General features: G+C 68.9%; 22 protein-coding genes. 5 read left to right on the top strand and 17 right to left on the bottom strand.

Going from position 1 to position 25,780, the window contains the following annotated elements; all coding sequences use genetic code 11:
- Window positions 1-131: 131 nt before the first annotated feature.
- Both H289_RS0123015 and H289_RS0123010 read right to left on the bottom strand, forming a co-directional pair.
- Window positions 132-770, bottom strand: a complete 639-nt coding sequence (locus tag H289_RS0123015; RefSeq protein ID WP_020103193.1) for a hypothetical protein — start codon at window positions 768-770, stop codon at window positions 132-134.
- Window positions 771-802: 32 nt separating this feature from the next.
- Window positions 803-1,129, bottom strand: a complete 327-nt coding sequence (locus tag H289_RS0123010) for a hypothetical protein (protein ID WP_029119937.1) — start codon at window positions 1,127-1,129, stop codon at window positions 803-805.
- 128 nt (window positions 1,130-1,257) lie between these two features.
- On the opposite strand from H289_RS0123010, the gene H289_RS0123005 reads away from it, so the two are divergent.
- The gene (locus H289_RS0123005; protein WP_029105623.1) at window positions 1,258-1,593 is read left to right on the top strand and encodes an RNA polymerase-binding protein RbpA; all 336 of its coding nucleotides are present in this window, start codon (window positions 1,258-1,260) and stop codon (window positions 1,591-1,593) included.
- 52 nt (window positions 1,594-1,645) lie between these two features.
- Here the strand turns inward: H289_RS0123005 and H289_RS0123000 are convergent, their stop codons facing one another.
- The 11 genes from H289_RS0123000 to H289_RS32015 form a co-directional block, all read right to left on the bottom strand.
- Window positions 1,646-2,407, bottom strand: a complete 762-nt coding sequence (locus H289_RS0123000) for a polyprenol monophosphomannose synthase (protein ID WP_020103190.1) — start codon at window positions 2,405-2,407, stop codon at window positions 1,646-1,648.
- Window positions 2,407-4,242, bottom strand: coding sequence for an apolipoprotein N-acyltransferase (lnt, locus tag H289_RS0122995; RefSeq protein WP_020103189.1), 1,836 nt, complete (start codon window positions 4,240-4,242; stop codon window positions 2,407-2,409). The genes H289_RS0123000 and lnt overlap by 1 nt, the downstream gene beginning before the upstream one ends.
- Window positions 4,235-5,851: an amidohydrolase gene (locus tag H289_RS0122990; protein ID WP_020103188.1), complete on the bottom strand. Its 1,617-nt coding sequence runs from the start codon at window positions 5,849-5,851 to the stop codon at window positions 4,235-4,237. The genes lnt and H289_RS0122990 overlap by 8 nt, the downstream gene beginning before the upstream one ends.
- A 21-nt stretch (window positions 5,852-5,872) precedes the next feature.
- Window positions 5,873-6,361: an FxsA family protein gene (locus H289_RS0122985; protein ID WP_020103187.1), complete on the bottom strand. Its 489-nt coding sequence runs from the start codon at window positions 6,359-6,361 to the stop codon at window positions 5,873-5,875.
- Between the two features lie 34 nt (window positions 6,362-6,395).
- A complete protein-coding gene (locus H289_RS0122980; RefSeq protein WP_020103186.1) occupies window positions 6,396-6,788 on the bottom strand; it encodes a PPOX class F420-dependent oxidoreductase in 393 nt (130 codons plus the stop codon).
- Window positions 6,789-6,792: 4 nt separating this feature from the next.
- A complete protein-coding gene (purU, locus tag H289_RS0122975) occupies window positions 6,793-7,683 on the bottom strand; it encodes a formyltetrahydrofolate deformylase (protein ID WP_020103185.1) in 891 nt (296 codons plus the stop codon).
- Window positions 7,680-8,060, bottom strand: coding sequence for a PPOX class F420-dependent oxidoreductase (locus H289_RS0122970; RefSeq protein WP_029105621.1), 381 nt, complete (start codon window positions 8,058-8,060; stop codon window positions 7,680-7,682). Before H289_RS0122970 ends, purU begins: the two co-directional genes overlap by 4 nt.
- 83 nt (window positions 8,061-8,143) lie before the next feature.
- Complete coding sequence (locus tag H289_RS0122965) at window positions 8,144-9,634, bottom strand: amino acid permease (protein WP_020103183.1); 1,491 nt, start codon at window positions 9,632-9,634, stop codon at window positions 8,144-8,146.
- Window positions 9,635-9,811: 177 nt separating this feature from the next.
- Window positions 9,812-10,729, bottom strand: coding sequence for a serine/threonine-protein kinase (locus H289_RS0122960; protein ID WP_020103182.1), 918 nt, complete (start codon window positions 10,727-10,729; stop codon window positions 9,812-9,814).
- Between the two features lie 52 nt (window positions 10,730-10,781).
- The gene (gene cobN, locus H289_RS0122955) at window positions 10,782-14,366 is read right to left on the bottom strand and encodes a cobaltochelatase subunit CobN (protein WP_020103181.1); all 3,585 of its coding nucleotides are present in this window, start codon (window positions 14,364-14,366) and stop codon (window positions 10,782-10,784) included.
- A gap of 3 nt (window positions 14,367-14,369) precedes the next feature.
- Window positions 14,370-16,706, bottom strand: a complete 2,337-nt coding sequence (locus tag H289_RS32015) for a GGDEF domain-containing protein (RefSeq protein ID WP_155944234.1) — start codon at window positions 16,704-16,706, stop codon at window positions 14,370-14,372.
- A 422-nt stretch (window positions 16,707-17,128) separates the two neighbouring features.
- On the opposite strand from H289_RS32015, the gene cobG reads away from it, so the two are divergent.
- Genes cobG through H289_RS0122925 form a run of 4 tightly spaced genes read left to right on the top strand, consistent with a single transcriptional unit; the run spans window position 17,129 to window position 22,264 of the window.
- On the top strand, window positions 17,129-18,250 hold the full coding sequence (gene cobG, locus H289_RS0122940; RefSeq protein WP_029105620.1) for a precorrin-3B synthase: 1,122 nt from the start codon (window positions 17,129-17,131) through the stop codon (window positions 18,248-18,250).
- A 9-nt stretch (window positions 18,251-18,259) separates the two neighbouring features.
- On the top strand, window positions 18,260-18,886 hold the full coding sequence (locus H289_RS0122935; RefSeq protein WP_020103177.1) for a precorrin-8X methylmutase: 627 nt from the start codon (window positions 18,260-18,262) through the stop codon (window positions 18,884-18,886).
- Window positions 18,883-20,355: a precorrin-2 C(20)-methyltransferase gene (locus tag H289_RS0122930; RefSeq protein ID WP_020103176.1), complete on the top strand. Its 1,473-nt coding sequence runs from the start codon at window positions 18,883-18,885 to the stop codon at window positions 20,353-20,355. Before H289_RS0122935 ends, H289_RS0122930 begins: the two co-directional genes overlap by 4 nt.
- A 28-nt stretch (window positions 20,356-20,383) precedes the next feature.
- Complete coding sequence (locus H289_RS0122925; protein ID WP_020103175.1) at window positions 20,384-22,264, top strand: hypothetical protein; 1,881 nt, start codon at window positions 20,384-20,386, stop codon at window positions 22,262-22,264.
- Here H289_RS0122925 and H289_RS0122920 read toward each other — a convergent pair.
- From H289_RS0122920 to dprE2, 4 genes are all read right to left on the bottom strand, one after another.
- On the bottom strand, window positions 22,248-22,973 hold the full coding sequence (locus tag H289_RS0122920) for a cobalt-precorrin-6A reductase (RefSeq protein ID WP_020103174.1): 726 nt from the start codon (window positions 22,971-22,973) through the stop codon (window positions 22,248-22,250). The genes H289_RS0122925 and H289_RS0122920 overlap by 17 nt on opposite strands.
- A gap of 89 nt (window positions 22,974-23,062) precedes the next feature.
- Window positions 23,063-23,818 (bottom strand): precorrin-4 C(11)-methyltransferase, encoded by a 756-nt coding sequence (gene cobM / locus H289_RS0122915; protein ID WP_020103173.1) that lies wholly within the window; start codon window positions 23,816-23,818, stop codon window positions 23,063-23,065.
- Window positions 23,815-25,002 (bottom strand): bifunctional cobalt-precorrin-7 (C(5))-methyltransferase/cobalt-precorrin-6B (C(15))-methyltransferase, encoded by a 1,188-nt coding sequence (locus H289_RS0122910; protein WP_020103172.1) that lies wholly within the window; start codon window positions 25,000-25,002, stop codon window positions 23,815-23,817. Before H289_RS0122910 ends, cobM begins: the two co-directional genes overlap by 4 nt.
- Window positions 24,999-25,757: a decaprenylphospho-beta-D-erythro-pentofuranosid-2-ulose 2-reductase gene (gene dprE2, locus H289_RS0122905; protein WP_020103171.1), complete on the bottom strand. Its 759-nt coding sequence runs from the start codon at window positions 25,755-25,757 to the stop codon at window positions 24,999-25,001. The genes H289_RS0122910 and dprE2 overlap by 4 nt, the downstream gene beginning before the upstream one ends.
- Window positions 25,758-25,780 lie beyond the last annotated feature (23 nt).

The following is a 25,780-nucleotide window of genomic DNA, read 5'->3' as shown; positions in this document are numbered from 1 at the left end:
GTGAACAGCGCCAGGCCGCAGTAACCCCGGGCCCCAAATTTCGCCGCCACGAGCGGCCTACCGCCGAGAGGCGTTCTGCGGTCTGGCTTTAACTTCTCCGCCGACATTCGCCCACATTGTCGGCGAGAGCGTCAATCGAGCGAATCGGTGCGCCACAGCCCGGCTGCGGCATGCAGCTCGTTGGCGATCCGGGTGAACGTCACCGCACGGTCGGTGAGGTCTGCGGCGCGCTCCGGCGCCGTCGTCGTCGCGTCCTCGGCCAGGCTCGTGCAACCGGCCGCACTCACGCGGCAGTACGCCGCCGCGCGCTCCAGCGCGACGGCGAAATCGCCCTCGAAGACGCCGCGCAGAATCCGGTCGGCGAGCTCACGGATCTCGGTCGGCCCGACGGGCGTCTCCGCACCGGCGACCACGGGGTCGATCGAATGCAGCACCTCGGTGCCGCGGCCGAACATCAGGCTGGCCGAATAGGGGTCCGTGCGGATCGACAGCCGCAGCAGATAGACGCGCCACAGCGCACCGGGCAGACTGCGCGCCCCGGCACCCGCCCACAACTCGGCGATGGTCTCGATGCCGTGCTCGTCGGTGTACGCCACCAGCCGGGAGACCACGTCGGGGTCCGGATAGCTGCGGACACGTTCCAGCAGCGCCGCCGCGGTCTCGTGGGCGACGCGACTGTCCTGGACGGGATCCTCGACGTCGTGGAACGCCTCGAAGCCGCGGCCCAGGAACTTGGTCGGCTTGTGAATCCGCCGACGGTCGTCAGTCATGCACTATTTCTTTCCCGCCGCCGCGCGAGCCGTCAGCGCCAACCGTCGGCGTCTTTGGCGGCCTGCAGCAGCACTTCGCACAGTTCTTTCAATTCAGTGGGTCCGGCGCCTTCGGCAACTGCGGTCGCGACGTCCTCGGCCGCACACCGTACCTGATAAACGCGGTCGGAGAGCGCCGCCGCTTCCTCCGCGCTGAGCACCACCGAGTCCTCGGCCAGGTTGGTTCCCTTGACCATCGCCCGCTGCTCGTAGGCCCGCTGCCGGCACGACTGACGGCAGTACTGGCGACGACGGCCCATGCCCGCGTCGGCCACCTCCCGGCCACACCACCGGCACGGCTGCGCCTTCGAGCGCTTCATGTCCGCCTCACGATCGTGACTGTATCCGGCGGGCGGCCGAACCCCGGTATCATGGACAATCGAGTCGGGAACTTCACGGCGCTGGCCTGCGTTGATTCCCTGTCGCTATACCAAGGGAGTGATTTTCGATGGCTGATCGTGTCCTGCGAGGCAGTCGCCTCGGAGCTGTGAGCTACGAGACCGACCGCAACCATGACCTGGCGCCGCGGCAGGTGGCCCGCTACCGCACCGACAACGGCGAGGAATTCGAAGTTCCGTTCGCCGACGATGCGGAGATCCCCGGCACCTGGGCGTGCAAGAACGGCATGGAAGGCACCCTGCTCGAGGGTGACGTTCCCGAGCCCAAGAAGGTCAAGCCGCCGCGTACCCACTGGGACATGCTGCTCGAGCGTCGTTCCATCGAGGAGCTCGAAGAGCTGCTCAAGGAGCGCCTGGAGCTGATCAAGACCCGCCGCCGCGGCTGATCGCGCCAACAAAAAAGCCCCGCCGCGAGGCGGGGCTTTTTTGTCTGCGTGACTAGCGGACGACGCCGCGGGCCCGGTCCAGCCGGCCGCGGATGCCCCACTTCGCCACCTGCGACATGGCCTCGCGGATGTTCGACCCGCTCATCTTCGACACACCCAGTTCGCGCTCGGTGAACGTGATGGGCACCTCGACGACGGTGAAGCCCGCGTTGATGGCGCGCCACGTCAGGTCGATCTGGAAGCAGTAGCCCTTCGAATCGACGTCGTCGAGGCCGATCTTCTCCAGCACGTCGTGCCGGTAGGCGCGGTATCCGGCCGTGATGTCGTGAATCTTGACGCCCAGCAGCACCCGGGCATAGGTGTTCGCGGTGCGCGACAGGACGAGCCGGCGATGCGGCCAGTTACGGATGGCACCGCCCGGGACGTAGCGCGAGCCGATGGCCAGGTCGGCGCCGGCGTCGACGGCGTCCAGCAGGCGGTAGAGCTCCTCGGGCGCGTGGCTGCCGTCGGCGTCCATCTCGACCAGCACGCTGTAACCGCGGCCCAGGCCCCACGCGAATCCGGCGAGGTACGCGGCGCCCAGACCGCCCTTGCCCGCGCGGTGCATGACGTGCACGCGGTCGGGATCGGCCAGCGCCAGCTCATCGGCCAGCTGACCGGTGCCGTCGGGGCTGTCGTCGTCGACGACGAGCACGTGGACGTCCGGGCGGGCGGCATGCACCCGGCCGACGATCAACGGCAGGTTCTCGCGCTCGTTGTAGGTCGGAATGATGACCAGCGTGCGCTGACTCGGACGGTCGTCGCCCATGGTCATTACCCCTGTTCGCTCTCGGTGTCGGTATCGGTGTCAGGCGCAGTCGGGCTGCCGTCCTGATCTGCCGCGGCCGCCTCGCGGCGGCGCACGAGGTTCCTATTGTGCAGCATGGCTGCCAGAAGAGCCGAAACGCCGACTGCGATGAGCACGCCATTGATGACCGGGCCCCATCTCGTGGCGAGCGTCAGATCGGTCTTCAACCGCACCTGACGGTCGAGGTAACCGGGCTGGAAGAACTCGGTGCGCTCGAGGACCTGGCCGTTCGGAGCGACCACCGCACTGATGCCGGTGGTACCCGCGACGACGACGTACCGGTCGTGTTCGACGGCGCGCAGCCTGGCGAACGCCAGCTGCTGCACGCTCATCGGTTCGTCGAACGTCGCGTTGTTCGCGGGCACTGCCAGCAACTGCGCGCCATTGAGGACGGACTGCCGGGCGGCACGGTCGAAGATGACCTCCCAGCAGGTCGTCACCCCGATCGGCACGCCCGCGGCGGTGACGACGCCGTTGCCATTGCCCGGCACGAAGTAGCCGGCCCGATCGGCGTACGACGACAGCAGCCGGAAGAAGCTGCGCCAGGGCAGGTACTCGCCGAACGGCTGGACGATGGCCTTGTCATGGCGATCCCCCGGCCCGTCGGTCCCGTTCCACACGATCACCGAGTTGGTGGTCACCGGGTGCTCCGGTGTGTACTCCGGCGCCGCCAGCACGGTGCCCACCAGGATCGGCGCGTGGATCGCCGCCGACGCGGCCGAGATCAGTTCCGCGGCGTCGGCGTTGACCAGCGGGTCGATGTCCGACGAGTTCTCCGGCCAGATCACCACCGTCGGCTGCGGTGCCCGGCCGGCGCGGACGTCCTCGGCCAGCTGCTTGGTCTCGCGCACATGGTTGTCGAGTACCGCGCGGCGCTGGGCGTTGAAGTCCAGGCCGAGCCGCGGCACATTGCCCTGGATGGCGGCGACGTTGATCGCCGGGTCGTCACCCGCACCGGCTCCGGCCTTGCGGACGTGCGGCCAGGCCAGCACGGTGAGCAGCAGGACCACCGCGATGCAGATGCCCGGGATGAAGACCTCCGGCGGTGCCGCCGCGCCGGTGCGGTGGTCGTGACGCCAGTGCCGGACCGCCTCGAGCACGATGGCCGTCGCGCTGAAACCGATGAGCGCCACCGCGAACGACACCAGCGGCGCACCGCCCAACTGCGCGAGCGGCAGCAGCGGGCTGTCGGTCTGACTGAAGGCCACGACGCCCCACGGGAAGCCGCCGAACGGCACCGTCGACTTGAGCCATTCGGCCGTCACCCACAGCGCGGCGAACCACAGGGGCCACGCCGGCAGGCGCCGCACGAGGACCGCGGTCAGGCCGAACACGCCGGTGAAGAACGCTTCCAGCGCCGCCAGCATCAGCCATGGCACCGGGCCGACGAAGTTGCTGATCCACGGCAGCAGCAGCGTGTAGAACGCCAGGCCGCCCAGCATGCCGTAGCCGAAACCACCTGCGGGCGTGGTGCGTTCGTCGATCAGCACCCAGGCCAGCAGCGCCAGTGCGACGAACGACAGGTACCAGAGGTCGAACGGTGGGAAGCTCGCGCACAGCAGCAGACCGGCCACGACGGCCGCGGCCAGCCGGACCAGTCGCGGCTCGAAGAACCGCCTCAGGCCGGTGACGAGCCGCGCGCCGCGACCCGGGCCTTGCGGCTGCTCCGGTTCTGCGGGTGTCTCCGGCTCTGCCTCGGTTTCCGGGGGCGCCTCGGTGCGTTCAGTGTCTTGGGTGTCTTGGGCGTCTTCGGCGACTTCGGTGTCTGCCGTGTCTTCGGTGCCTTCGGTGCGCTCAGCCATGGATCAGCTCACCGCGGTGCACGGTCTGCAGGCAGGTCGGCAGCTCGTCGTCGGGTCCCAGTGGTGGCAGCGCCGGCACACGCGACCGCGGATCGGTCGACCAGCGCTGCACGGCGTCGGCCGGTGCGGTGACGTCGAGGGCGTCGGCGCCGCCGGGCACCTGCCACACGGCGTACGACGCGACGGCACCGGGCACCAGCGTCCCGGTCATCCCGTCACGGACGCCGCCGGCCCGCCAGGCGCCGCGGCTGGCCGCCAGGAACGCCGAGCGCGCCGAGATGGCACTGCCCGCGGTCCGGTGACTGATGGCCGCGCGCACCGATTCCCACGGATTGATGCTGGTGACAGGACTGTCCGAACCGAAGGCGAGGGGCACGCCTTGCGATGCTAACAGCGCAAACGGGTTCAAACCCTGCGCTCGATCGACACCGAGACGCTGGGCGTACATGCCGTCGGCGCCGCCCCACAACGCGTCGAAATTGGGCTGCATGCTGGCGACGACGCCCCAGGAGCCGAGTTTGCGCGCCTGCTCCGCGTCGACCATCTCGAGGTGCTCCAGCCGGTGACCACAGCGCGCCACCGCGGGTGCCCCGAACGCGGCCACGGTCCGGTCGAGGGCTTCGACGACGGTGGCGACCGCGGCGTCGCCGATGACGTGGAAGCCCGCGGTGATGCCGGCCTCGGTGCAGGCCAGCAGATGTGCGGTGACGGCGTCGGTGTCCAGGTAGGTGTTGCCACAGCAGTCGGGCGCATCGGTGTAGGGCTGCTGCAGCCAGGCGGTGCGCGAGCCGAGCGCGCCATCGATGAAGAGGTCACCGGCCAGACCCTGGGCCCCGGTCCGGGCCATCAGGTCGCGGGCCACGGCCGCGTCGGCGACGGCCTCGCCCCAGTAGCCGACGATGTCGACGCCGTGTTCGGTGGCGCGCAGGTCGGTCCAGTCGTCGAGGCCGCCGATCTCGGGGCCCGCGCACTCGTGGACCGCGACGATGCCGTTGCGGGCGGCCAGGTCGAGCGCGGCGCGCTGGGCGTCGCGGCGTTGCGCCGCGCTGAGCAGGTTGCGGGCCGCGGCGCGCACGCGGTGGTGGGCGTCGGCGGTCAGCGGTCCCTGCGCGGAGAAGCCCGCGGCGTCGGCAAGGCCGGGCACCAGCTGCCGCAGTCCCGTCGTCGCGACGGCCGAGTGCACGTCGACCCGGGCCAGGTAGGCAGGACGACCGCCGAGCACGCCGTCGAGGTCCGCGGTGGTCGGGACGAGGCGGTCGGGCCAGCCGGACTCGTCCCAGCCGTGGCCCCAGACGACGCCGTCCGGGTGCTGCGCGGCGTGTTCGGCCAGCAGGGTCAGCAGGTGCGGCAACGACGTCGCGGTGCGCAGGTCGAGCCCGACCACAGTGAGCCCCGTGGCGGTCAGGTGCACGTGGCTGTCGACGAACGCCGGCGCCACGAATGCGCCCTCGAGATCGACGATGGTGGCGTCTGGATGCAGCGCCCGGCCGACGTCATCGGATCCGAGCCACGCCACCACGCCGTCACGGATCGCGATGGCAGTGGCGTCGGGCGCCGCGGGGCTGTGAATACGACCGCCCAGCAGCAGCGTCGTCGCAAAGGTGGTCACGAAGGTGACAGGTTAGTCCGTTCAGCCGGCGTGCCGGTGCGCAGCGACCGGTGAGCTGTCGATGACCTCGATCACTTCGCCGTCGATGTACTCGCCGCGACCGCGGTAGCGCTCATCGTGGTTGATGTAGATCACCTGGGTCGGGAAGTCCATCGGGGTCAGCCGACGGCCGAACAGGGCGTTCGCCGCCGGCCGCACCGCGCGCCGGGTGAACGGCACCAGCATGAGCACCCCGAGCACCGAGCTGGCCAGCCCGGGAACGACGACCAGCACCGTGCCGAGGGCCACCAGCAGACTGTCGGTGGCCAGTGTCGGGTCGGCCGATCGGGCGCTCAGCGCCTCGGACAACCTGCTGAAATGCCGGGTGATCTGCGTGCCGGCGATGGCCAGACCGGCGGCAAAGGTGGCCAACAGCGCCAGTAATGTCCAAGCCACACCGATGGTCGAGGCCAGGGCTGCCAGCACCGCGACCTCGACCAAGGCATAAACCAAAAACAGTCGCATCGCCATGCCCTGGACAACGCCGGAACGCCGGAATTGGTTCCTAGCCGCCGGGAAGCGGCTCGACCTCGATGGCCGCGTGCACCTTCTCGACACCGCCGCGGATGATCGCCTGCGGGATCCACCACCAGGCGTGCCACCAGTAGCGCCTGGTCACCATGTCGAAGACGCGCTTGGTCTCGGACTTCGGCAGGTTGCGTGCGATGGCCTCGACCGGTTCGCCTTTGACCTTCCCCAGCGCGCCGCACTTCTGGATGGTCACGCGCGGCGTGTTCTTGATCCGCTTGGTCTTCCACGAGCCGTCGTCGGTGCTGATCAGCAGCTTGCCCTCGTGCGGCACGCCCCAGACCGGTGTCGGCTTGGGCCGGCCGTCCTTCGTGAAGGTGGTCAGCAGCAAATACTTCTCGCGGTACACGTCTTCGAACTTCGGAGCCATGTCTCTAGAAGACCACGGTTTCGTTGCCGTGGCGCAGGATGCGGTCCTGGCAGTGCCACAGGACGGCGCGCGACAGCACCGCCCGCTCCACATCGGCGCCGAGCCGCACCAACTCCTCGACGCTGTGGGTGTGGTCGACACGCACGACGTCCTGCTCGATGATCGGGCCCTCGTCGAGGTCCTCCGTCACGTAGTGCGCGGTGGCGCCGACGAGCTTCACGCCACGCTCCTTGGCTCGCCGGTACGGCGTGGCGCCGACGAAGGCCGGCAGGAACGAGTGGTGGATGTTGATCAGCGGACACCCGATGGCCTCGAGGAACCCGGGAGTGATGATCTGCATGTACCGGGCCAGCACCACCAGGTCGACGTTGCCCTTGAGCAGCTCCAGCTGACGCTGTTCGGCCTGCTCCCGGATGTCGCGGCTGGCCGGGATGTGCACGAACGGCACCCCGAACGCCCGGACCTGCTCGGCGAGGTCGGCGTGATTGGAGATCACCATCACGACGGTCATGTCGAGTTCGCCACGGCGGTTGCGCCACAGCAGATCGAGCAGGCAGTGGTCGGCGGTCGACGCCATGATCGCCACGCGCTTGGGTTTGGACGCGTCGGTGAACCGGTAGTCCATGTCGAATTCGTCTGCCACTGCCTGGAATTCGCGCTCCAGATCGGGCTGGGCGGCGGCCAGCCCGGGCAGGTGGAAGACGGTGCGCTGCAGGAAGACGCCGTCTTCCGGAGCCGTCGAGTGCTGGTCCAGCGAGATGATGTTGGCGCCCGATTTGGTGAGGAACGTCGACACCGCGGCGATGACGCCGCGCCGGTCCGGGCAGTTCAGCAGCAGCCGCCCGATGTCCTTGTGGCGCGGCAGCTTTGGCGCGCCGGCAGGGAATTGACTCACGCGGCCCGCAACTCCAGCGCGACGTTGTTCTCCATGCCGCCGCGCAGCTTGGAGAACAAATTGAAGGCCTTGCCGATCAACCCGTAGCGCTTGCCGATGCCGTCGTAGACGTGGCCCAGCTGCGACTTGTCCAGGATGGCTGCCGTGGCCTCGACGGCCTCGCTCTTCGGGTTGCCGCGCATGTCGCACTTGGCGACCGTCACGCGCGGGGTGTTCCGGATGCGCTTGACCTTCCAGGCCTTGGCCTCGGAGATGACCAGCAGCCGGTCACCGTCGGGGACGGCCCAGACCGCGGTGGGCTTGGGCCGGCCGTCCTTGGTGAAGGTGGTCAGCAGGATGTAGTTCGCGGTGGCGACATCGGCGAAGGTGAGGGCCATGGCCATCAGGTTAGTGCGTGGGCGACGAGCGTGAACGCTGTGCACGCCCACCGGAGCAGGTGCGCGCACAACGGCCACGAGCGCTACGTCTTGTCGTGCGGCAGGTGCGGCGCGGTGGGGATCGGCGGCTGTGGGATCACCGGGTACTCGCCGGTGTATCCGACACGCTTGGCCGCGATCGCCAGGACGTTGCCCCGCACCGCGTACCAGCCGCCGATCAGTAACGGGACCAGCAGGATGATGGCGATCAGGTTCCAGTAGTTCTCGTAACACATCAGCGCAGTGACCGCGACGAGGAACAGCAGCGTCGCATAGCTGGTGTACGGCGTACCGGGCAACCGGAAGCTGGGCCGCTGCAGAATACCCTTGGCTTCCCAGCGGTACAGCTGAATCTGGCAGGCGACGATCATGCCCCAGGTGAAGATGATGCCCAGCGCCGACAGGTCGAGGGCGATGTTGAACGCGTCCTCGGGTACGAACAGGTTGAGGATGACGCCCAGCAGGGTGAGCGCGGCAGTCAGCGCGATCCCGCCGAACGGCACGCCGTTGCGGTTCATCTTCGCGGTGAACCCGGGGCCGCTGCCATTCATCGCCATCGAGCGCAGCACGCGGCCGGTCGAGTACAGGCCTGCGTTGAGGCTGGACATCGCGGCGGTGAGCACCACCATGTTCATGATGCCACCGGCCGCGGGAACGCCGATCTTGGAAAAGAATGTCACGAAAGGACTTTCGCCCTTGTGGTACGCCGTGTAGGGCAACAGCAGCGCCAACACCACCAACGAGCCGACATAGAAGATTCCGATACGGGCGACGACGGAGTTGATCGCCCGCGGCATCACCTTGGCGGGCTCTGCGGTCTCTCCGGCGGCGATGCCGACGAGTTCGACTGCGGCGTAAGCGAAGATGACGCCGGACGTGACGATCACCAACGAGAACAGGCCGGTCGGGAAGAGTCCGCCACTATCGGCAATCACGCCGAATCCGGTTGTCTGGCCGGATATTTCGAAGCGACCGCCGAGGAAAACGATACCGACCACCAGGAACGTGACCAGCGCGGCGACCTTGATGATCGAGGCCCAGAATTCCATTTCACCGAACAGCTTCACCGAGATCATGTTCAGGGTCACCACGATCCCCAGCGCGATGAGTGCGATCAACCACTGCGGTATCGCCTTGAACATGCCCCAGTAGTGCATATAGAGCGCGACCGCGGTGACATCGACAATCGCGGTGGCTGCCCAGTTGAAGAAGTAGAGCCAACCGGTGACGAAAGCTGTTTTCTCACCGAAGAATTCGCGCGCGTATGACACGAATGAACCAGAGGAGGGCCGGTGCAGCACCAGCTCGCCGAGGGCCCGCAGGATGAAGAAGACGAAAACACCGCAAAAGGCATACACCAGGAACAGGCCCGGGCCGGCCGAGTGCAGGCGGCTGCCCGCGCCCATGAACAAGCCGGTGCCGATGGCGCCGCCGATGGCGATCATCTGGATCTGACGCGGCTTGAGGGCCTTGTGGTATCCCTCGTCTTCGTGCGCAAGCGCCGAATTGTCGTAAGTCGTTGATTCAGTGGTCATTCGGTTCCCGTCGGCGTCGGATGGGCCCAGTTGTCATGGGGTCACATCGATGTCGTCCACACGGGAGATCGGTCCGATACCGCCTCAGACTCCTGTGTTCGGCCCCACACCAAAACACTAAGTCGGATGTCGCGCACGCGTCGGCTCAGACGGTAAACACTGCGTGAACCATAAATTTCAGCGGCGCGACCATGCCGGCCATCGTCGGCGGCGGCTCTGCGGCGCCGGGACATCCCGCATGATCTTCGCGACGATGGTGACGAACTCGGTGCATGAGTCATAGCGCGCAGACGGATCTTTCGCGAGCGCCTTCGCGAACACCGAATTCAGCGCAGTGGGCAGCCAGGAGCGGCGTGAGGTGAGCGTCGGCACCTCGTCGTGTAGATGGGCATAAGTGATGGCGAACGTGGTGGGGCGCGGATACGGCGGCAGGCCGGTCAGCCACTCGAACATGGTGCAGGCCAACGCGTAGCCATCCGTTTGCGGCAACAGCTGTTGCGCGGTAAGGAGTTCCGGCGCCGCGTAGGCAATCGACCCGCGGACCCGGCCATTGCGGGCCAGGGGTTTCGCATCGTCCAACAACTGCGCGATGCCGAAATCGGTCAGGAACGCCGAGCGCTGGTCGGAGCTCAGTAAGATGTTGGCGGGCTTGACATCCCGATGTATCACGTCCATCTGATGCGCATAGTCCAGGGCCGAGCCGATCTGCGTCGACACCCGAACGACCGCATCGACATCGGGCTCCTGGTCCGGTCCGGGTATCAACACCGTCGACTCGGGGCCGTCGACGTACTGCATGGACAGCCACAGCCTGGTGGGTTGCGCACCAGCTTCGCCTGCCCCGCCGCCGTCGGCCCGCAGCTCTCCGTGCTCGTACATCGCCACAATGTGCGGGTGCCTCAGTCGGGAGGCGATGCTGAACTCCCGCTCCAGCCGCCAGGCCACCCGATCATCGGCATCCCGGTTGTGAAATACCTTCAGCGCGACCGGAATCGATTCCGCGGGCCGGCGAGCCCTGTACACGTCAGCGCTGCTGCCGCGGCCGAGGCGGCTTTCGATGACGTAACCGGCGACCACCGCACCGATCTCGAACACCGAGCCAGGATAACTGCGGCCTTCGGATTTCTCCCGACCAAGGAGCGTGCCGCTACCCCTCCAACTCCCCCTCGGTCTCCAGCAGCACCTGCTTGAGCCCGTCGAGGGTCTGGGAATCCGGTTCGGCCCACATGCCGCGGCCCGCCGCCTCCAACAGCCGCTCGGCCATGCCGTGCAACGCCCACGGGTTGGACTCACTCATGAACTTACGGTTCTCGGGGTCCAGGACGTAGCTCTGCGTCAGCTGCTCGTACATCCAGTCGGCCATGACGCCCGCGGTGGCGTCGTACCCGAAGAGGTAGTCGACGGTGGCCGCCATCTCGAAGGCGCCCTTGTAGCCGTGCCGGCGCATGGCGGTCATCCAGCGCGGGTTGACGACGCGGGCCCGGAACACGCGCGTGGTCTCTTCCGAGAGCGTGCGGGTACGGACGGCGTCGGGCCGGGTGTTGTCGCCGATGTAGGCGGCGGGGTCCTTGCCGGTCAGCGCGCGCACGGTCGCGACCATGCCGCCGTGGTACTGGAAGTAGTCGTCGGAGTCGGCGATGTCGTGCTCACGGGTGTCGGTGTTCTTGGCCGCCACCGAGATTCGCCGGTAGGCCCGGTTCATGTCGTCGGTCGCCGGGGCGCCGTCGAGGCCACGGCCGTACGCGAAGCCGCCCCATGCGGTGTACACCTGGGCCAGGTCGGCGTCGTCGCGCCAGTTGCGGCTGTCGATGAGCTGCAGCAGGCCGGCACCGTAGGTACCCGGCTTCGAACCGAAAATCCTTGTGGTGGCGCGTCTCTGGTCGCCGTGGTCGGCGATGTCGACCTGTGAGTGGGCGCGGACGTAGTTGTCCTCGACCGGCTCGTCGAGTCCGGCGACCAGTTGGACGGCGTCGTCGAGCATGGTCACCACGTGCGGGAAGGCATCGCGGAAGAAGCCGGAGATGCGGACTGTGACGTCGATGCGCGGGCGGCCCAGCTCGGCCAGTGCGATCGGTTCCAGCCCGACCACGCGGCGGGACGCGTCGTCCCAGAGGGGCCGAACACCCAGCAGCGCAAGCACTTCGGCGATGTCGTCGCCTGCGGTGCGCATGGCCGAGGTGCCCCACACCGAGAGCCCGACGGATTCGGGCCAGCGGCCGTAGTCCGTGCGGTAGCGCTCCAGCAGCGAATCCGCCATCGCCACACCGGTTTCCCACGCCAGCTTCGACGGGACCGCCTTGGGGTCGACGGAGTAGAAGTTGCGTCCCGTGGGCAGCACGTTGACCAGCCCGCGCAACGGCGATCCCGAGGGCCCGGCCGCGATGAAGCCGCCGCCGAGGGCGTGCAGGATCTGGTCGATCTCGCGGTTCGTCGCGCGCAGCCGCGGCACCACCTCGGTCGCCGCGAACCGCAGCACCTTGGCGACCTCCGCGTTGTCGGTGATGCCGTCGACGGCGGCGGCGTCCCAGCCCGACTTCTGCAGTGCTGCAACCAGTTCCCGGGCCTGGCCTTCGGCCGCGTCGACGGCCTCGCGCTCGGCAGAGCCGTCCTCGGCCAGCCCCAGCGCCTCACGCAGCCCCGGCACCGACTGCTCGCCGCCGAACAGCTGCCGTGCCCGCAGGATGGCCAGCACCAGGTCCAGTTCGGCCTCGCCGTCGGGCGCCTGGCCCAGGATGTGCAGGCCGTCGCGGATCTGGACGTCCTTGATCTCGCACAGCCAGCCGTCGACGTGCAGCAGCATGTCGTCGAACACGTCCTCGTCGGGCCGGTCCGCCAGCCCGAGGTCGTGGTCCATCTTGGCGGCGCGCATCAGCGTCCAGATCTGCTGGCGGATGGCCGGCAGCTTGCCGGGGTCCAGCGCCGAGATGGTCGAGTGCTCGTCGAGGAGTTGTTCCAGGCGGGCGATGTCGCCGTAGGTCTCGGCGCGGGCCATCGGCGGGATCAGGTGGTCGACCAACACGGCATGCGCGCGGCGCTTGGCCTGCGTGCCCTCGCCGGGATCGTTGACCAGGAACGGGTACACCAGCGGCAGGTCGCCGAGCGCGGCGTCGGTGCCGCACGCGGCGGACATGCCGAGGGTCTTGCCGGGCAGCCATTCCAGGTTGCCGTGCTTGCCCAGGTGGATCATCACGTCGGCGCCGAAGTGCTTGTTGATCCAGTGGTAGGCGGCCAGGTAGTGGTGGCTCGGCGGCAGGTCGGGGTCGTGGTAGATCGCGACGGGGTTCTCACCGAAGCCGCGGGGCGGCTGGACGATGAGCACGATGTTGTCGGAAACCATTGCCGCGATGACGATCTCGCCATCGGGGTCCTGCGAGCGGTCGACGAACAAGTCCCCTGGCGCCTCGCCCCAGTGTTCGGTGACGGCATCGGTGAGTTCGGCGGGCAGCGTCGCGAACCAGGCGCGGTAGTCCTTGGCGGAGACGCGCACCGGGTTGGCTTCCAGCGCTTCGGTGCTGAGCCAGTCGGGGTCCTGGCCGCCCTTCTCGATCATCGCGTGGATCAGGGCGTCACCGTCGCCGGAGGCGACGATCGTGGGGAGGTCTTCGGGCGCTTCGCCGTCGCCGATGCGGTAGCCGGCGTCGCGCATGGCGCGCAGCAGTGCGACGGCGCTGGCCGGGGTGTCGAGGCCGACGGCGTTGCCGATGCGGGCGTGCTTGGTCGGGTACGCCGAGAACACGAGCGCGACACGCTTGTCGGCGGGCTCGATGTGCTTGAGGCGGGCATGCCGGACGGCCAGCCGCGCGACGCGCTCGCAGCGCTCCGGGTCGGCGACGTATGAGATCAGGCCTTCGCTGTCGATCTCCTTGAACGAGAACGGCACGGTGATGATGCGGCCGTCGAACTCCGGCACCGCGACCTGCGACGCGACGTCCAGCGGCGTCAGGCCGTCGTCGTTCTCGTCCCACTGGGCGCGCGAGCTGGTCAGGCACAGGCCCTGCAGGATCGGGATGTCGAGGGCCGCCAGATGCGCGACGTTCCAGTTGTCGTCGTCGCCGCCGGCGCTCGCGAGGGCGGGCGTCGCGCCGCCGGCCGCCAGCACCGTCGTGATCAGGGCGTCGGCCGTCCCCAGCAGCTCGATGAGCTCGGGCTCGGCGGTGCGCAGCGAGGCGCAGAAGATCGGCAGCGGCCGGCCCCCGGCCTGCTCGATGGCGCCGCACAGCGCGTCGATGTAGGCGGTGTTGCCGGCCAGCTGCTGGGCGCGGTAGTAGAGCACCGCGACGGTCGGTCCTTCGGCGTCGGACGAGCGGTCCAGCAGCCCCCAACTCGGAGCGGATTCGGGCTCGCCGAAGCCGAACCCGGTCATCAGCACCGTGTCCGACAGGAAAGAATGCAGATTCACCAGGTTGCTGACGCCACCCTGCGCCAGATAGATGTGCGCCTGGAGCGCGACACCGGCCGGGACGGTCGAGTGACTCATCAGGTCGGCGTCGGGCGTCTGCTCCCCTGACAGCACCACGGTCGGGATACCGGTGGCGACGACGGCATCGATGTCGTCCTGCCAGGTGCGATAGCCGCCCAGCACCCGCACGATCGCCAGGTCCGAACCCGCCAGGAGGTCCGCCAGTTCCCCGTCGATCAACCGGGACGGATTGGCCCACCGGTACTCGGCGCCGCTGGCGCGGGCGGTGATCAGATCGGTGTCGGACGTCGAGAGCAGCAGTACGGTCGGCACCGACTATTCGTACCGCACCGGCGATGCCGGCTGCTCCGCGGTGTCGGACGGCGCCTCGACCAGCTGGTTTCGGCCCCCGGCTTTGGCCTCGTAGACCGCGCGGTCCGCGCGGGCCAGAAGTTCACGGGCAAAACTGCCCGCCGCGGCCCAGTCCGATCGGGACATCTCGGCGAATCCGGCCGAGGCGGTCAGCGTCGTGGGCGTACCCGCGACCGGGCCCAGCCCGGCGATGCCGCTGCGCAGTTCTTCGGCCCGCCGCCTGCCGGTGCCGTCGCTGTTGTCGGGACCGCGCCACAGCGCCGCGAATTCCTCGCCCCCGACGCGGGCCACGACGACGTCCGCGTCCACGGTCGCCAGCCGCAGGTACGTGCCGATCGCGCGCAGCGCATCGTCGCCCGCCGGATGGCCGTACCGGTCGTTGAAGCCCTTGAAGTCGTCGACGTCGAGCACCATCAGCGCCGCATACCGGGTCTCCATCGCCGCGTCGAGTTCGTCGAGCGCCTCGTCGAAGGACCGCCGGTTGGCCAATCCGGTCAGCGGGTCGGTTCTGGTGAGCTCGTCGAGCTTGCGCTCGTCGAGCCACGCCAGCCGCACCGATCGCTCGAGCTTGTAGGAGAACCGCATGGTCACGGCAACCATGAAGATGGCGGTGCCCACGGTGAGCAATCTGTTGCTGGTCCACGGGAACACCCACAGCTCCAGCGCCGACACCCACAGCAGGATCGCCAGTACCGAAGGGGCCAGCAGGCGGAACCGGATCTTCACCACGCACAGGCTCAGCAGCACCGCGGTGGGCATGAGGTACGGGACGACGTCGTAGCCCTGCGGCAGCTGCACCACCCGCTCGTACATCTGGGCACTGGTGATGACGCCGACGGCCGCGATATACGTGGGAGCGGAGAACCGGTAGAGCCGCGGCACCAATGCGGTCAGCGCGGCCAGCGTCGCCATCGGCATGATCCCGTAGACCAGCGTGTACACGCCGAGTGCCTGCGATTCGGGCGGCATCTTCAGCACGGTCTTGTACGACGACAGCATCGCGAGGCAGACGGCGTCCAGGCCGAGCATGATCGCGGCCCGCGAGATGCGCCCCTGCCGGTCGTACACCTTCCGGAACTCTGCTTCCTGATCGCGCGTCGGCGCGGGCTGCGGCTCGCCGGCAGGGACCGTCGAGCGCCGGGGGCCGCGGGTCCTGTCGCGGCTCGCCATGGCGGGCAGCTGCGGGTCGGCGATGGCGAGCCGGTCGCGGCCGTCGCGCTTGGCCCGGTAGAGGGCCGAGTCCGCGCGGCGGAGCAGTTCGACGGCGTTGATGGTGGCCGCGTCGGGTTCCGGGTCGTGCGCCAGGCCGGCCGACGCGGTGACGACGCGCCCGTCGGCGTCGTGAGCGATCGCGAGTCCGGCGATTCCGGACCGGATCTCCTCGGCGCGAGTGGCCATCGTGGCCGGATCGGCCGCACACCACACCGCGACGAACTCCTCACCACCGAGGCGGGCGCAGAACTCGTCCACACCGGTCAAGGAGTCGCCCAGATGGGCGCCGACGCGGCGCAGGCAGTCATCGCCGGCCAGGTGACCGTTGCGGTCGTTGAAGCCCTTGAAGTCGTCGACGTCGAGCACCAGTACGGCCAGGCCCTGTCCGGTGCGCCGTGCGGCCCGCGCCACCTCCGTGAGCTGTTCGTCGAAGTAGCGCCGGTTCGGCACTCCGGTCAGCGCGTCGGTGCGGGTGAGGCGGGCCAACGTGCGGGCCCGCAACCACCCGGTTCGGGTCGACCGTTCGAGTTCGTAGGCAGCGCTGAGCGCCACGGTCACCATCCCGATCAAGGCGACGATGTCGAAGAGTTCGTTGCTCGTGGGCTCGAACGCCGAGAGCTCGGTCGCGACGATGCCGGCAAGCCCGGCCAGAATTGCCGGTGCCAGGAGCACGAAGCGGATCTGCACGACGATGAGGCTCATCAGGATCGCCACGGGCATGGCCAGCGGTACGACGTCCAGACCATGCCGGATGCACGCGATGCGCAGCACCATGAAGCAGGCGACGTCGATGTACACCGAGGCGATGTAGAGGAGCGACGACCACCGCTGCAGTGGGCTGTGGTCGCCGCTGAGCCACCGCAGCACCATGGGCACGATGACGGCCAGCAGCAGGGAGCGGCCCAGCGGCATCACCTCGGGCGGCACCCGCAGCAGAGTGTGGTGAAAGGCGATACCGGCCGTGATCACGATCAGCAGGACGGCCCACATCTCGTGGCGGGCCTTGCGGCCCGACTGACCGAAGCTCAGCTGGAACTCGGACTCGAGCGGCTCGCTGAACCGAATCCCGTTGACCATCGCCGACCACACGGACTGCCTCCCCTGTCGCGACGGGCCACTTGGCCAGCAGCCTAACGTCGCGGCCTGCGCCGATCAGACCGAACCGGGGGCGGAAAATGCAACGGCGGACGGGTTGCTGTGCAACCCGCCCGCCGGCGGTCTCATCTACCTCGCTGTGGTCAGCGCTGGTTGGTCTCCCACCGCTGGTACCACGTCTTGCCCTGGTAGGGCAGGCCCGCGGCCACGATGAGAGCGAAGACGCCACCAACGTACAGAGCGAAATCGGACATTGCGTCCCTCCTTAGGTCATCCGAATGCGATGTAGCAAGCGGAAGTTCGTGTTCCACGGTACGGGCCGATGCCTTGAATACAAGGGACTTGTAAGGCAGGGAACAGCCCGGAAACGGCAGTGACCTGTTTCACTATTTGCGGCACAACGTAACGTGGACAAGGTGATTCGCAGCCGTGACGACGACGCCTGCCCGGGCGCCCTGCAGGTGCACCAGGCAGCCGACGGTGGCCTGGCCCGCATCCGCCTGGCCGGCGGCATGATCACCGCTGCGCAACTGGAGGCACTGGCCCTCGCGGCCCCCGAATTCGGTTCGCCGGCAATGGAACTGACCTCGCGCGGCAACATCCAGGTGCGCGGAATCCGCGACGCCGCGGGGCTCGCCGCGGCGGTCCACACGGCGGGCCTGCTGCCCTCGGCCACCCATGAGCGCGTCCGCAACATCGTGGCGTCCCCGCTGTCGGGCCGCCGCGGCGGGCTGGGCGATATCCGGGCCGTCGTGCGCGACCTCGATTCCGGCCTGCAAAACCGGCCTGACCTGGCCGAACTTCCCGGCAGGTTCTGGTTCGGGGTCGACGACGGCCGCGGTGACATCTCGGGTCTGGCGCCTGATGTGAGCACCCATCTGATGTCTTCCGACACCGCCGCCGTGCTGGTCGCGGGCCGCGACACCGGTGTGCGGATCGCCGCCGCGCAGGCCTCGGACACCCTCCTGAACCTGGCCCGCAGTTTCCAGGATATTCGCGGGAACCGTTGGCGGACAAGCGAACTGAATGACTCCGACGCTCTCCTGGATGCGGCCGGGTTGAAGCCGACCGAACCGTCCAGTGCGACCTGGGCGCCCGTCGACGTCCCGCCGGTCGGCTGGATCACCCAGGACGACGGCCGGATCACGTTGGGCGCCGCTGTCCCGCTGGGTGTGTTGCAGGCCCGAACCGCCGAGTTTGTGGCAGCCATCACCGCTCCCGTGGTGGTCACACCATGGCGTTCGTTACTCATCTGTGACCTCGAAGAGGGCATCGCCGACACCTCACTGCGGGTGCTGGCGCCCATGGGGCTGATATTCGACGAGCACTCCCCCTGGCTGTCGATCAGCTCCTGCACCGGCAGCCCGGGGTGCGCCAAGTCACTGACCGACGTGCGCAGTGACGCGGCCGCGGCGGCGGAGTCGGGCGAGCCCGGCGGTCGCCGGCATTTCGTCGGCTGCGAGCGCGCGTGCGGCAGTCCGTCCGTCGGTGAGGTGCTGGTGGCGACCAACTCGGGGTACGAACCGCGCCACCCGTAGGGTTATCGCGTGCTCGACTACGTCCGCGACGCTGCGGAGATCTACCGGCAGTCGTTCGCGACGATCCGTGACGAAGCGGATCTGGCGCGATTTCCCGACGACGTCTCACGCGTCGTCGTCCGTCTGATCCACACCTGCGGCCAGGTCGACGTGACCGAGCACGTCGCCTACACCGACGACGTGGTGACCCGCACGCATGCGGCACTCGCCGCCGGGGCTCCGATCCTGTGCGACTCGTCGATGGTGGCGGCGGGCATCACGCGCTCGCGCCTGCCCGCGAACAACGACGTGGTGTCGCTGGTCGCCGATCCGGGTGCGCCGGCCATGGCCGAGAAGCTCGGCAGCACCCGGTCCGCGGCGGCCGTCGATCTGTGGGCCGACCGGCTCGGCGGTGCCGTGCTGGCCATCGGCAACGCACCGACGGCGCTGTTCCGGCTGCTGGAGCTGCTGGACGAGGGCGCCCCGGTGCCCGCCGCGGTGCTGGGCGGCCCGGTGGGCTTCGTCGGCTCGGCGCAGTCGAAGGACGAATTGATCGCGCGGCCGCGCGGCATGGACTATCTGGTGGTGACGGGGCGGCGTGGCGGCAGTGCCATGGCCGCCGCCGCGGTGAACGCGATTGCGAGTGAACGAGAATGAACGCCCTGGGCACCTTGTACGGCGTCGGCCTGGGTCCGGGTGACCCGGAATTGGTGACGGTCAAGGCCGCGCGCGTGATCGGCGAGGCCGACGTGGTGGCGTACCACAGTGCGCGCCACGGCCACAGCATCGCGCGCCGCATCGCCGAACCGTATCTGCGCCCCGGCCAGATCGAGGAGCACCTCGTCTACCCGGTGACGACCGAGACCACGTCGCATCCGGGCGGGTACGACGGCGCCATCGAGGACTTCTACACCGAGGCCGCCGAGCGCATCGCCACCCACCTCGCCGCGGGGCGCAACGTCGCGCTGCTGGCCGAGGGCGACCCGCTGTTCTACAGCTCCTACATGCACATGCACACGCGGCTCACCGAGCGGTTCCACGCCGTCATCGTGCCGGGCGTGACGTCCGTCAGCGCCGCCTCGGCCGCGATCTCGACGCCGCTCGTGCAGGGCGAACAGGTGCTCACCATCCTGCCCGGCACACTGCCGGCCGGCGAGCTGCAGCGCCGCCTCGCCGACACCGACGCCGCCGTCGTGATGAAGTTGGGCCGCTCGTACCCGGCTGTGCGGCAGGCGCTTTCGTCGGCCGGACGGCTGGACGAGGCCTTCTACGTGGAGCGCGCGAGCACCGAGTCACAGCGGGTGCTGCCGGCCGCCGACGTCGACGAGACGACGGTGCCGTACTTCTCCATCGCGATCCTGCCGGGCGGACGGCGTGAGGCCCGCACCGGCGGCAGTGTTGTCGTGGTCGGGCTGGGCCCCGGCGACCCCGAGTGGACGACGACGCAGACCCGCCGCGAACTGGCGGCAGCCACCGACCTGATCGGCTACGGGCCGTACCTGGACCGCGTGCCGGATCGCCCCGGCCAGCAGCGGCACCCGAGCGACAACACCGATGAACGCGCCCGCGCCGAACTGGCCTGCAGGCTGGCCCAGCAGGGCCGGACCGTCGCCGTGGTGTCCTCCGGCGATCCCGGCGTTTTCGCGATGGCGACCGCGGTGCTCGAGGAGGCTCAGCAGTGGCCGGGCGTCGAGGTCCGGGTGGTCCCGGCGATGACCGCCGCGCAAGCCGTGGCCAGCCGGGTCGGTGCGCCGCTCGGCCATGACTACGTGGTGATCTCGCTGTCCGACCGGCTCAAGCCGTGGGACATCATCGCCCAGCGCGTCACCGCGGCCGCCCGCGCCGACTTCGTGCTCGCGATCTACAACCCGGCGTCGAAGACCCGCACCTGGCAGGTTGCCGCGATGCAGGACCTGCTGCTGGAGTATCGGGACCCGAACACCCCCGTGATCATCGGTCGTGACGTGGCCGGGCCGAATGAATCGGTGCGCGTGGTGCGGCTGGCCGACCTCAAGCCGGCCGAGATCGACATGCGCTGCCTGCTGATCATCGGGTCGTCGCAGACGGTGTGGCACAGCACCCCCGAGGGCGACCGGGTGTTCACCCCGCGGTATTACCCCCACTGATTCGATTGGGCCACTAGGGTTTCCGGACATGAGCGAAAGCCCTCGAGTCACGCGCCTGGTCATGTACAAGCACGGCATGGCGCTGGTCGAACGCAGTGGCCCGGTCGACGGTGATTTCGCCCTGACGTTCCGCCACGCCCAGATGAAGGACGTACTGAAGTCACTGTCGGTGACTGGGACCGGCACCGACCTGGCCGTCGGGGCGGTCTCGTTCGACACCCCGACCGACCCGCACACCCAACTGGGCGGCCGCGGGGTGCAGATCGAGTCCGGCAACGCGCTGCGCGGGCTGTTCGACGGCCTGCGGGGCCGCACCGTCGAAGTCGACTGCGGCGCCACGCGCCATCGGGGCGAGGTGATCGGCGTCGACGAATCCGCGAAGTATCGACAGGTGCTGGTCCTGCGCACCGACGCCGGGTCGGTCAGCCTGATCGAACTGGCCGACGTCGCTGCCGTGACGCTGGCGGAGGGACCGTCACGCGACAACCTCGAGTACCTGCTGGACCGGTCCCGCGCGCTGACCGCGGGCCAGAATTGCCAACTGGGCGTACAGGTTCGGGGCAGCGGGACCGTCCAGGTGTCCTATGTGGTGCCGGCCCCGCTGTGGCGGCTGTCGTACCGCCTGGTCCGCGACGGTGACGCACTGGTCTTGACCGCGATGGGCATCGTGCACAACCCGGTCGACGAAGACCTCACGGACGTCGCGCTGACCCTGACCACCGGCGAACCGGTCTCCTTCGACATCGACCTGTACGAGAGCAAGCACGCGTATCGGGAGGTCGTCGAGGAAAGCCGCCGTGGCGCGGTGCCCGTGTCCGCCGCGGCGAAGAAGACCCGGTCGCCGGCCGAGGTCCCGGTGGCGATGGCGATGCCCGCTCCTGCCGGCGCCGGGTTTTTCGATGCGTATGCCGATGCCGTCGACGATGTCGAAACCGCCGACCGCGGTGAGTATTTCGAGTACCGGCTCAGTACCCCGGTGTCGCTCAAGCGCGGCGGCGCGTCGATGATTCCGCTGGCGGTACAGGCGGTGGACGGGGTCCGGCGCGAGCTGGTGTGGAACGGCCGCGACCGCTCCCCCGAGATCGTCCTCGTCTTCACCAACACCGCGGGCATCGTGCTCGAGGAAGGCCCAGCCGTCATCTACGAGCAGGACGCCTACGCCGGTGAAGCGATGGTGCCCTTTACCGCCCGTGACGCGAAAGTGCGGCTGCCGTTCGCGAAAGACCTTGCGGTGCGCTGCCGGCACACCTCGACCGTCAGCGACGTCACCGCCCGCGTCCGTCTGGCCCGCGCCGCGCTGGTACACGAGCAGCGCCGCGAGATGGTGCACACCCTGCGGGTCGAGAACGACCATGCCGAGCCGGTCGACGTGATCTTCGAGATCACCCGTTTTCAGGGACGCCGCGTCGAACCGCGGGACAACGTGACCGCGATCGCCGACGACGGGACCAACCACCGGATCACGGTCACCGCGGCCGGCCACGGGGCCGTCGAGGCCACGGTGCTGGAAAGCTGGCCGCTGTCCAGTGAGATCGACTACGAGCACCTCGCGCCTGGTCAGCTCGAGGAGTGGCTGGCCGACCGGTCCCTCGACGCGGCCACCATCACCGCGCTCGGCGCTGTCCTGGACAAGTGGGCGGCCGCCGAGCGGCTGGAATCGGACGCCGAGCAGGTCGAGGCCGCGCGCTCGGGTGACTACGAGGCGCAGAGCCGAATCTCGGAGCAGCTCAACGTCCTCGGCACCGACGGGCCCGAAGGCGAGCTACGGCGCCGGCTCATCGTGGACCTGGAGGCGCTGCGGGACCGCAGCACCGAGCAGGGCGAGAAGGTCCGTCAGCTCCGCGACGATGCGGAAGCGCACCGGCGGGCCGCGTGGGACGAACTCCAGCGGCTCATCGACGCGCCCTGACCCACGCTTCGGCTTCGTCGACGGTGGCGGCTGTCGCCACGCCGTCGGGCAGCGCCGGCCGGTCCACCATGATCACCGGAACATGCAGCGCGGCAGCGGCATCCAGCTTCGCGCGCGTCATGCCGCCACCGCTGTTCTTCGTGACCAGGGCGTCGATGCGGTGGTCACGTAGCAGCGCCAGCTCGTTGTCGTAGTCGTACGGACCGCGCGACAGCAGAATGTGGTGCTGCGGCGGCAGCGTCTCGGCGTCCGGCGGCGTGACGGCACGGATGAGGAACCAGGCGTCCGACGCGCGGAAGGCCGTCGTGCCCGAACGTCCCGTGGTGAGGAAGACCCGTTGGTACCCAAGGTCTTTGACGGTCTGCGCGGCCTGCCGGTCATCGGCGACGACGATGGCGTCACCGTGCGGCCACGCCGGCCGCGCCAGGACCAGGTGCGGCAGCCGCAGGCTTGCGCAGGCCTGGGCGGCGTTGGCGGTGATGGTGGCGGCGAACGGGTGCGTGGCGTCGACGACGGCGGTGATCTCGTTGTCCTGCAAGTAGGTCCGCAGCCCGTCGACGCCACCGAAGCCGCCGATCCGCACCGGGCCCACGGGTAGCGCCGGGTCGGGCACGCGACCGGCCAGGGAACTGATCAGCTCGACATCGGGGTGCAGCCGTTTGGCCAGTGCCCGCGCCTCGGACGTCCCGCCTAGGAGCAAGACTTTCACCGGTTACCTCTCGTCTCTCTCGCGAGCAGACGTAAACCTGTCGATTTCGGCCCCGAAATGACAGTTTTGCGACTGCTCGCGGAAATACATCAGTGGGTGGCCCCGCGGCGCCGGCCGCTGGAATACAGGTAACTCTCGTCAAATCCCCGGGCGCCCAGCGCATCGCCGACGAAGATCACCGCGGTCTTGGTGATGCCCGCCGCTTTGGTCTGCTCGGCCAGTTCGGACAGGGTGCAGGTGATGACCTGCTCGGTCGGCCAGCTGACGAAAGCCACCACCGCGCAGGGGGTTTCCGGACGGTACCCGCCCTCGAGCAGCTGCGGGACGATGTTGTCGATCTGCGCGGCCGCCAGGTGCAGCACCAGGGTGGCGCCGGGCTTGGACAGCGATACCAAATCCTCGCCGTGGGGCATCGCCGTCGACAGTGTCGCCACCCGGGACAGCGTGACGGTCTGGGCCACGCCGGGCACCGTCAGCTCCCGCCCGAGCGCCGCGGCGGCAGCCGCGAAAGCCGGTACGCCGGGCACGATTTCGTAGTCGATACCGAGCTCGTCGAGCCGGCGGCACTGCTCGGCCACCGCGCTGTAGATCGACGGGTCCCCCGAATGCAGGCGCGCCACGTCGAGCCCCGCTTCGTGCGCGGCGACCAACTCGCCGATGATCTGCTCCAGGTTGAGCGGACCGGTGTCGACGATCCGCGCGTCGGGCGGGCATTCCGCCAGCAGGTCGTCGGGCATGATCGAGCCGGCGTACAGACAGACTTGGCACGACCGCAACAGCCGCTGCCCGCGCACGGTGATGAGATCGGCGGCACCGGGTCCCGCGCCGATGAAGTACACCGTCATTCTTTGACCACCGTCCACTGGGTTATCGGCAATGCCGGGCGCCAACCGGTGAAGCCACCGATCGGTTCGCCGTGATAGTGCTGGAACCGGCGCAGTTCGCCACCCAGCTTCGAATAGAGCTGCACCACAAAGGCTTCCGACTCGGCCGTCACCGCATTGGCGACCAGCCGGCCACCGGATTCGAGCGCGGCGAAGCAGGCGTCGAACAACCCCGGTTGGGTCAGGCCGCCGCCGATGAAGACGTTGTCCGGGCCCGCCACGTCCTGGAATCCCTCCGGCGCCGCGCCACGCACGTCCACGGTGACGCCGAATTTGGTGACGTTGTTGGCGATTCGCGCGCGCCGCACCTCGTCGCGCTCAAAAGCGACGGCCCGGCCGCCCGACGCCCGGCACCACTCGATCGCGATGCTGCCCGATCCCGAGCCGATGTCCCACAGCACCCGACCGGGGCGCGGCTGCAGCGCGGTCAGCGCCAGCGCCCGAATGGTCTGTTTGGTGATCTGCCCGTCGTGGTCGAAGGCCGTGTCGGCCACCACAGTCCCGATGCGCAGGTCGGGTGCGTAACGCACGGCAATGACATTGAGTGCGTCGACGGGCGGGTCACTGGCGTCCCAGTCCTGCGCCGTCATCGTGGTGACGCGTTCGGCCGGGCCGCCGAGTTGTTCCAGGACGGTGAATTCCGAATAGCCGCGTCGGGTTTCGGTGAGCAGCCGGGCCAACGCCCGCGGGGTGTCGGCACCCTTGGACAACACCACCGCACGGCCACCGGGGCGGACGGCGGTGTGGGGTGCGGCGTTGACCAGACTGATGATCTCGGTGTCCTGGACGCTCCAGCCCAGTCGCGCGCACGCCAGCGTCACCGAGGACACGTGCGGCAGCACCGTCACGCGATCCCGGCCGAACAGCCGGATCAGGGTGACGCCGATGCCGTGCAGCATCGGGTCACCGGACGCCACGACGTGCACGTCCCCCAGCCCGTCGAACAACGTGGGCAGGGCCGCCAGCATAGGCGACGGCCAGGCCCTCCGCTCGGCGGTGACGTCCGCGTCCAGCAGATCCAGCTGCCGCGGACCGCCGAAAATCACGGTGGCGCTTTGCAGTTCAGTGCGCGCCGCGCCACCGAGCCCGGCCATGCCGTCGGCGCCGATGCCGACGACGGTGATCTTGCCTTCGTTACCGGTCACCTGGGCATCTTCCGCCAGATGGCCTTCGGCACAAAACGAGTCGCAAAGATCAGCGGGCGAATGCCCCACGGCACCCAGACTGCCGCCTTGCCCTTCCGCAGCGCCGTCGCGGCAGCCTCGGCGACCTGCGCGGGCGTGCTCGACATCGGTGCCGGGTCCATGCCCTCGGTCATCCGGCCGATCACAAAGCCGGGCCGCACGATGAGCAATTGGATGCCCGTGCCGTGCAGCGCGTCGGCCAACCCGCACGCGAAGCCGTCCAGGCCCGCCTTGGCCGATCCGTAGACGTAGTTGGCCCGACGGACCCGCGCCCCGGCGATCGACGAGAACACCACCAACCGTCCCCGACCCGCGGCGCGCATGCGCTGCGTCAACAGGGTCAGCAGGTTCACCTGGGCCACGTAGTCGGTGTGGACGACGGCCACCGCGTGTGCGGCGTCCTCTTCCGCCCGGGCCTGGTCGCCGAGGACGCCGAAGGCCAGGACCGCGGTGCCGATAGGCCCGAGCTCGGCTTCGATCGTGCTGACCAACGCGGGATGCGAGGCCAGATCGTCGGCGTCGAACTCGCAGGTATGGACGGCGGCGGCGCCGGCCGCGCGAACCGCCTGCACCTCGTCGATCAGCTGGTCGGCCCGGCGGGCAGCGAGCACCACCGTGTTGCCCGGCGCCAGCCGGATGGCCAGTTCCAGGCCGATCTCACTGCGGCCGCCGAAGATGACGACCACCTCGCCGCCGGTATCCGCCGTGTCGTTCACGGCTGCGATTATCACCTGCGCTA

The sequence above is a fragment of the Mycobacterium sp. 360MFTsu5.1 genome (genome assembly GCF_000383495.1).
In the GTDB taxonomy this organism is placed as follows: domain Bacteria; phylum Actinomycetota; class Actinomycetes; order Mycobacteriales; family Mycobacteriaceae; genus Mycobacterium; species Mycobacterium mucogenicum_B.
The sequence above is the reverse complement of the archived record's forward strand: the minus strand, read 5'-3'. Positions and strand labels throughout refer to the sequence as shown.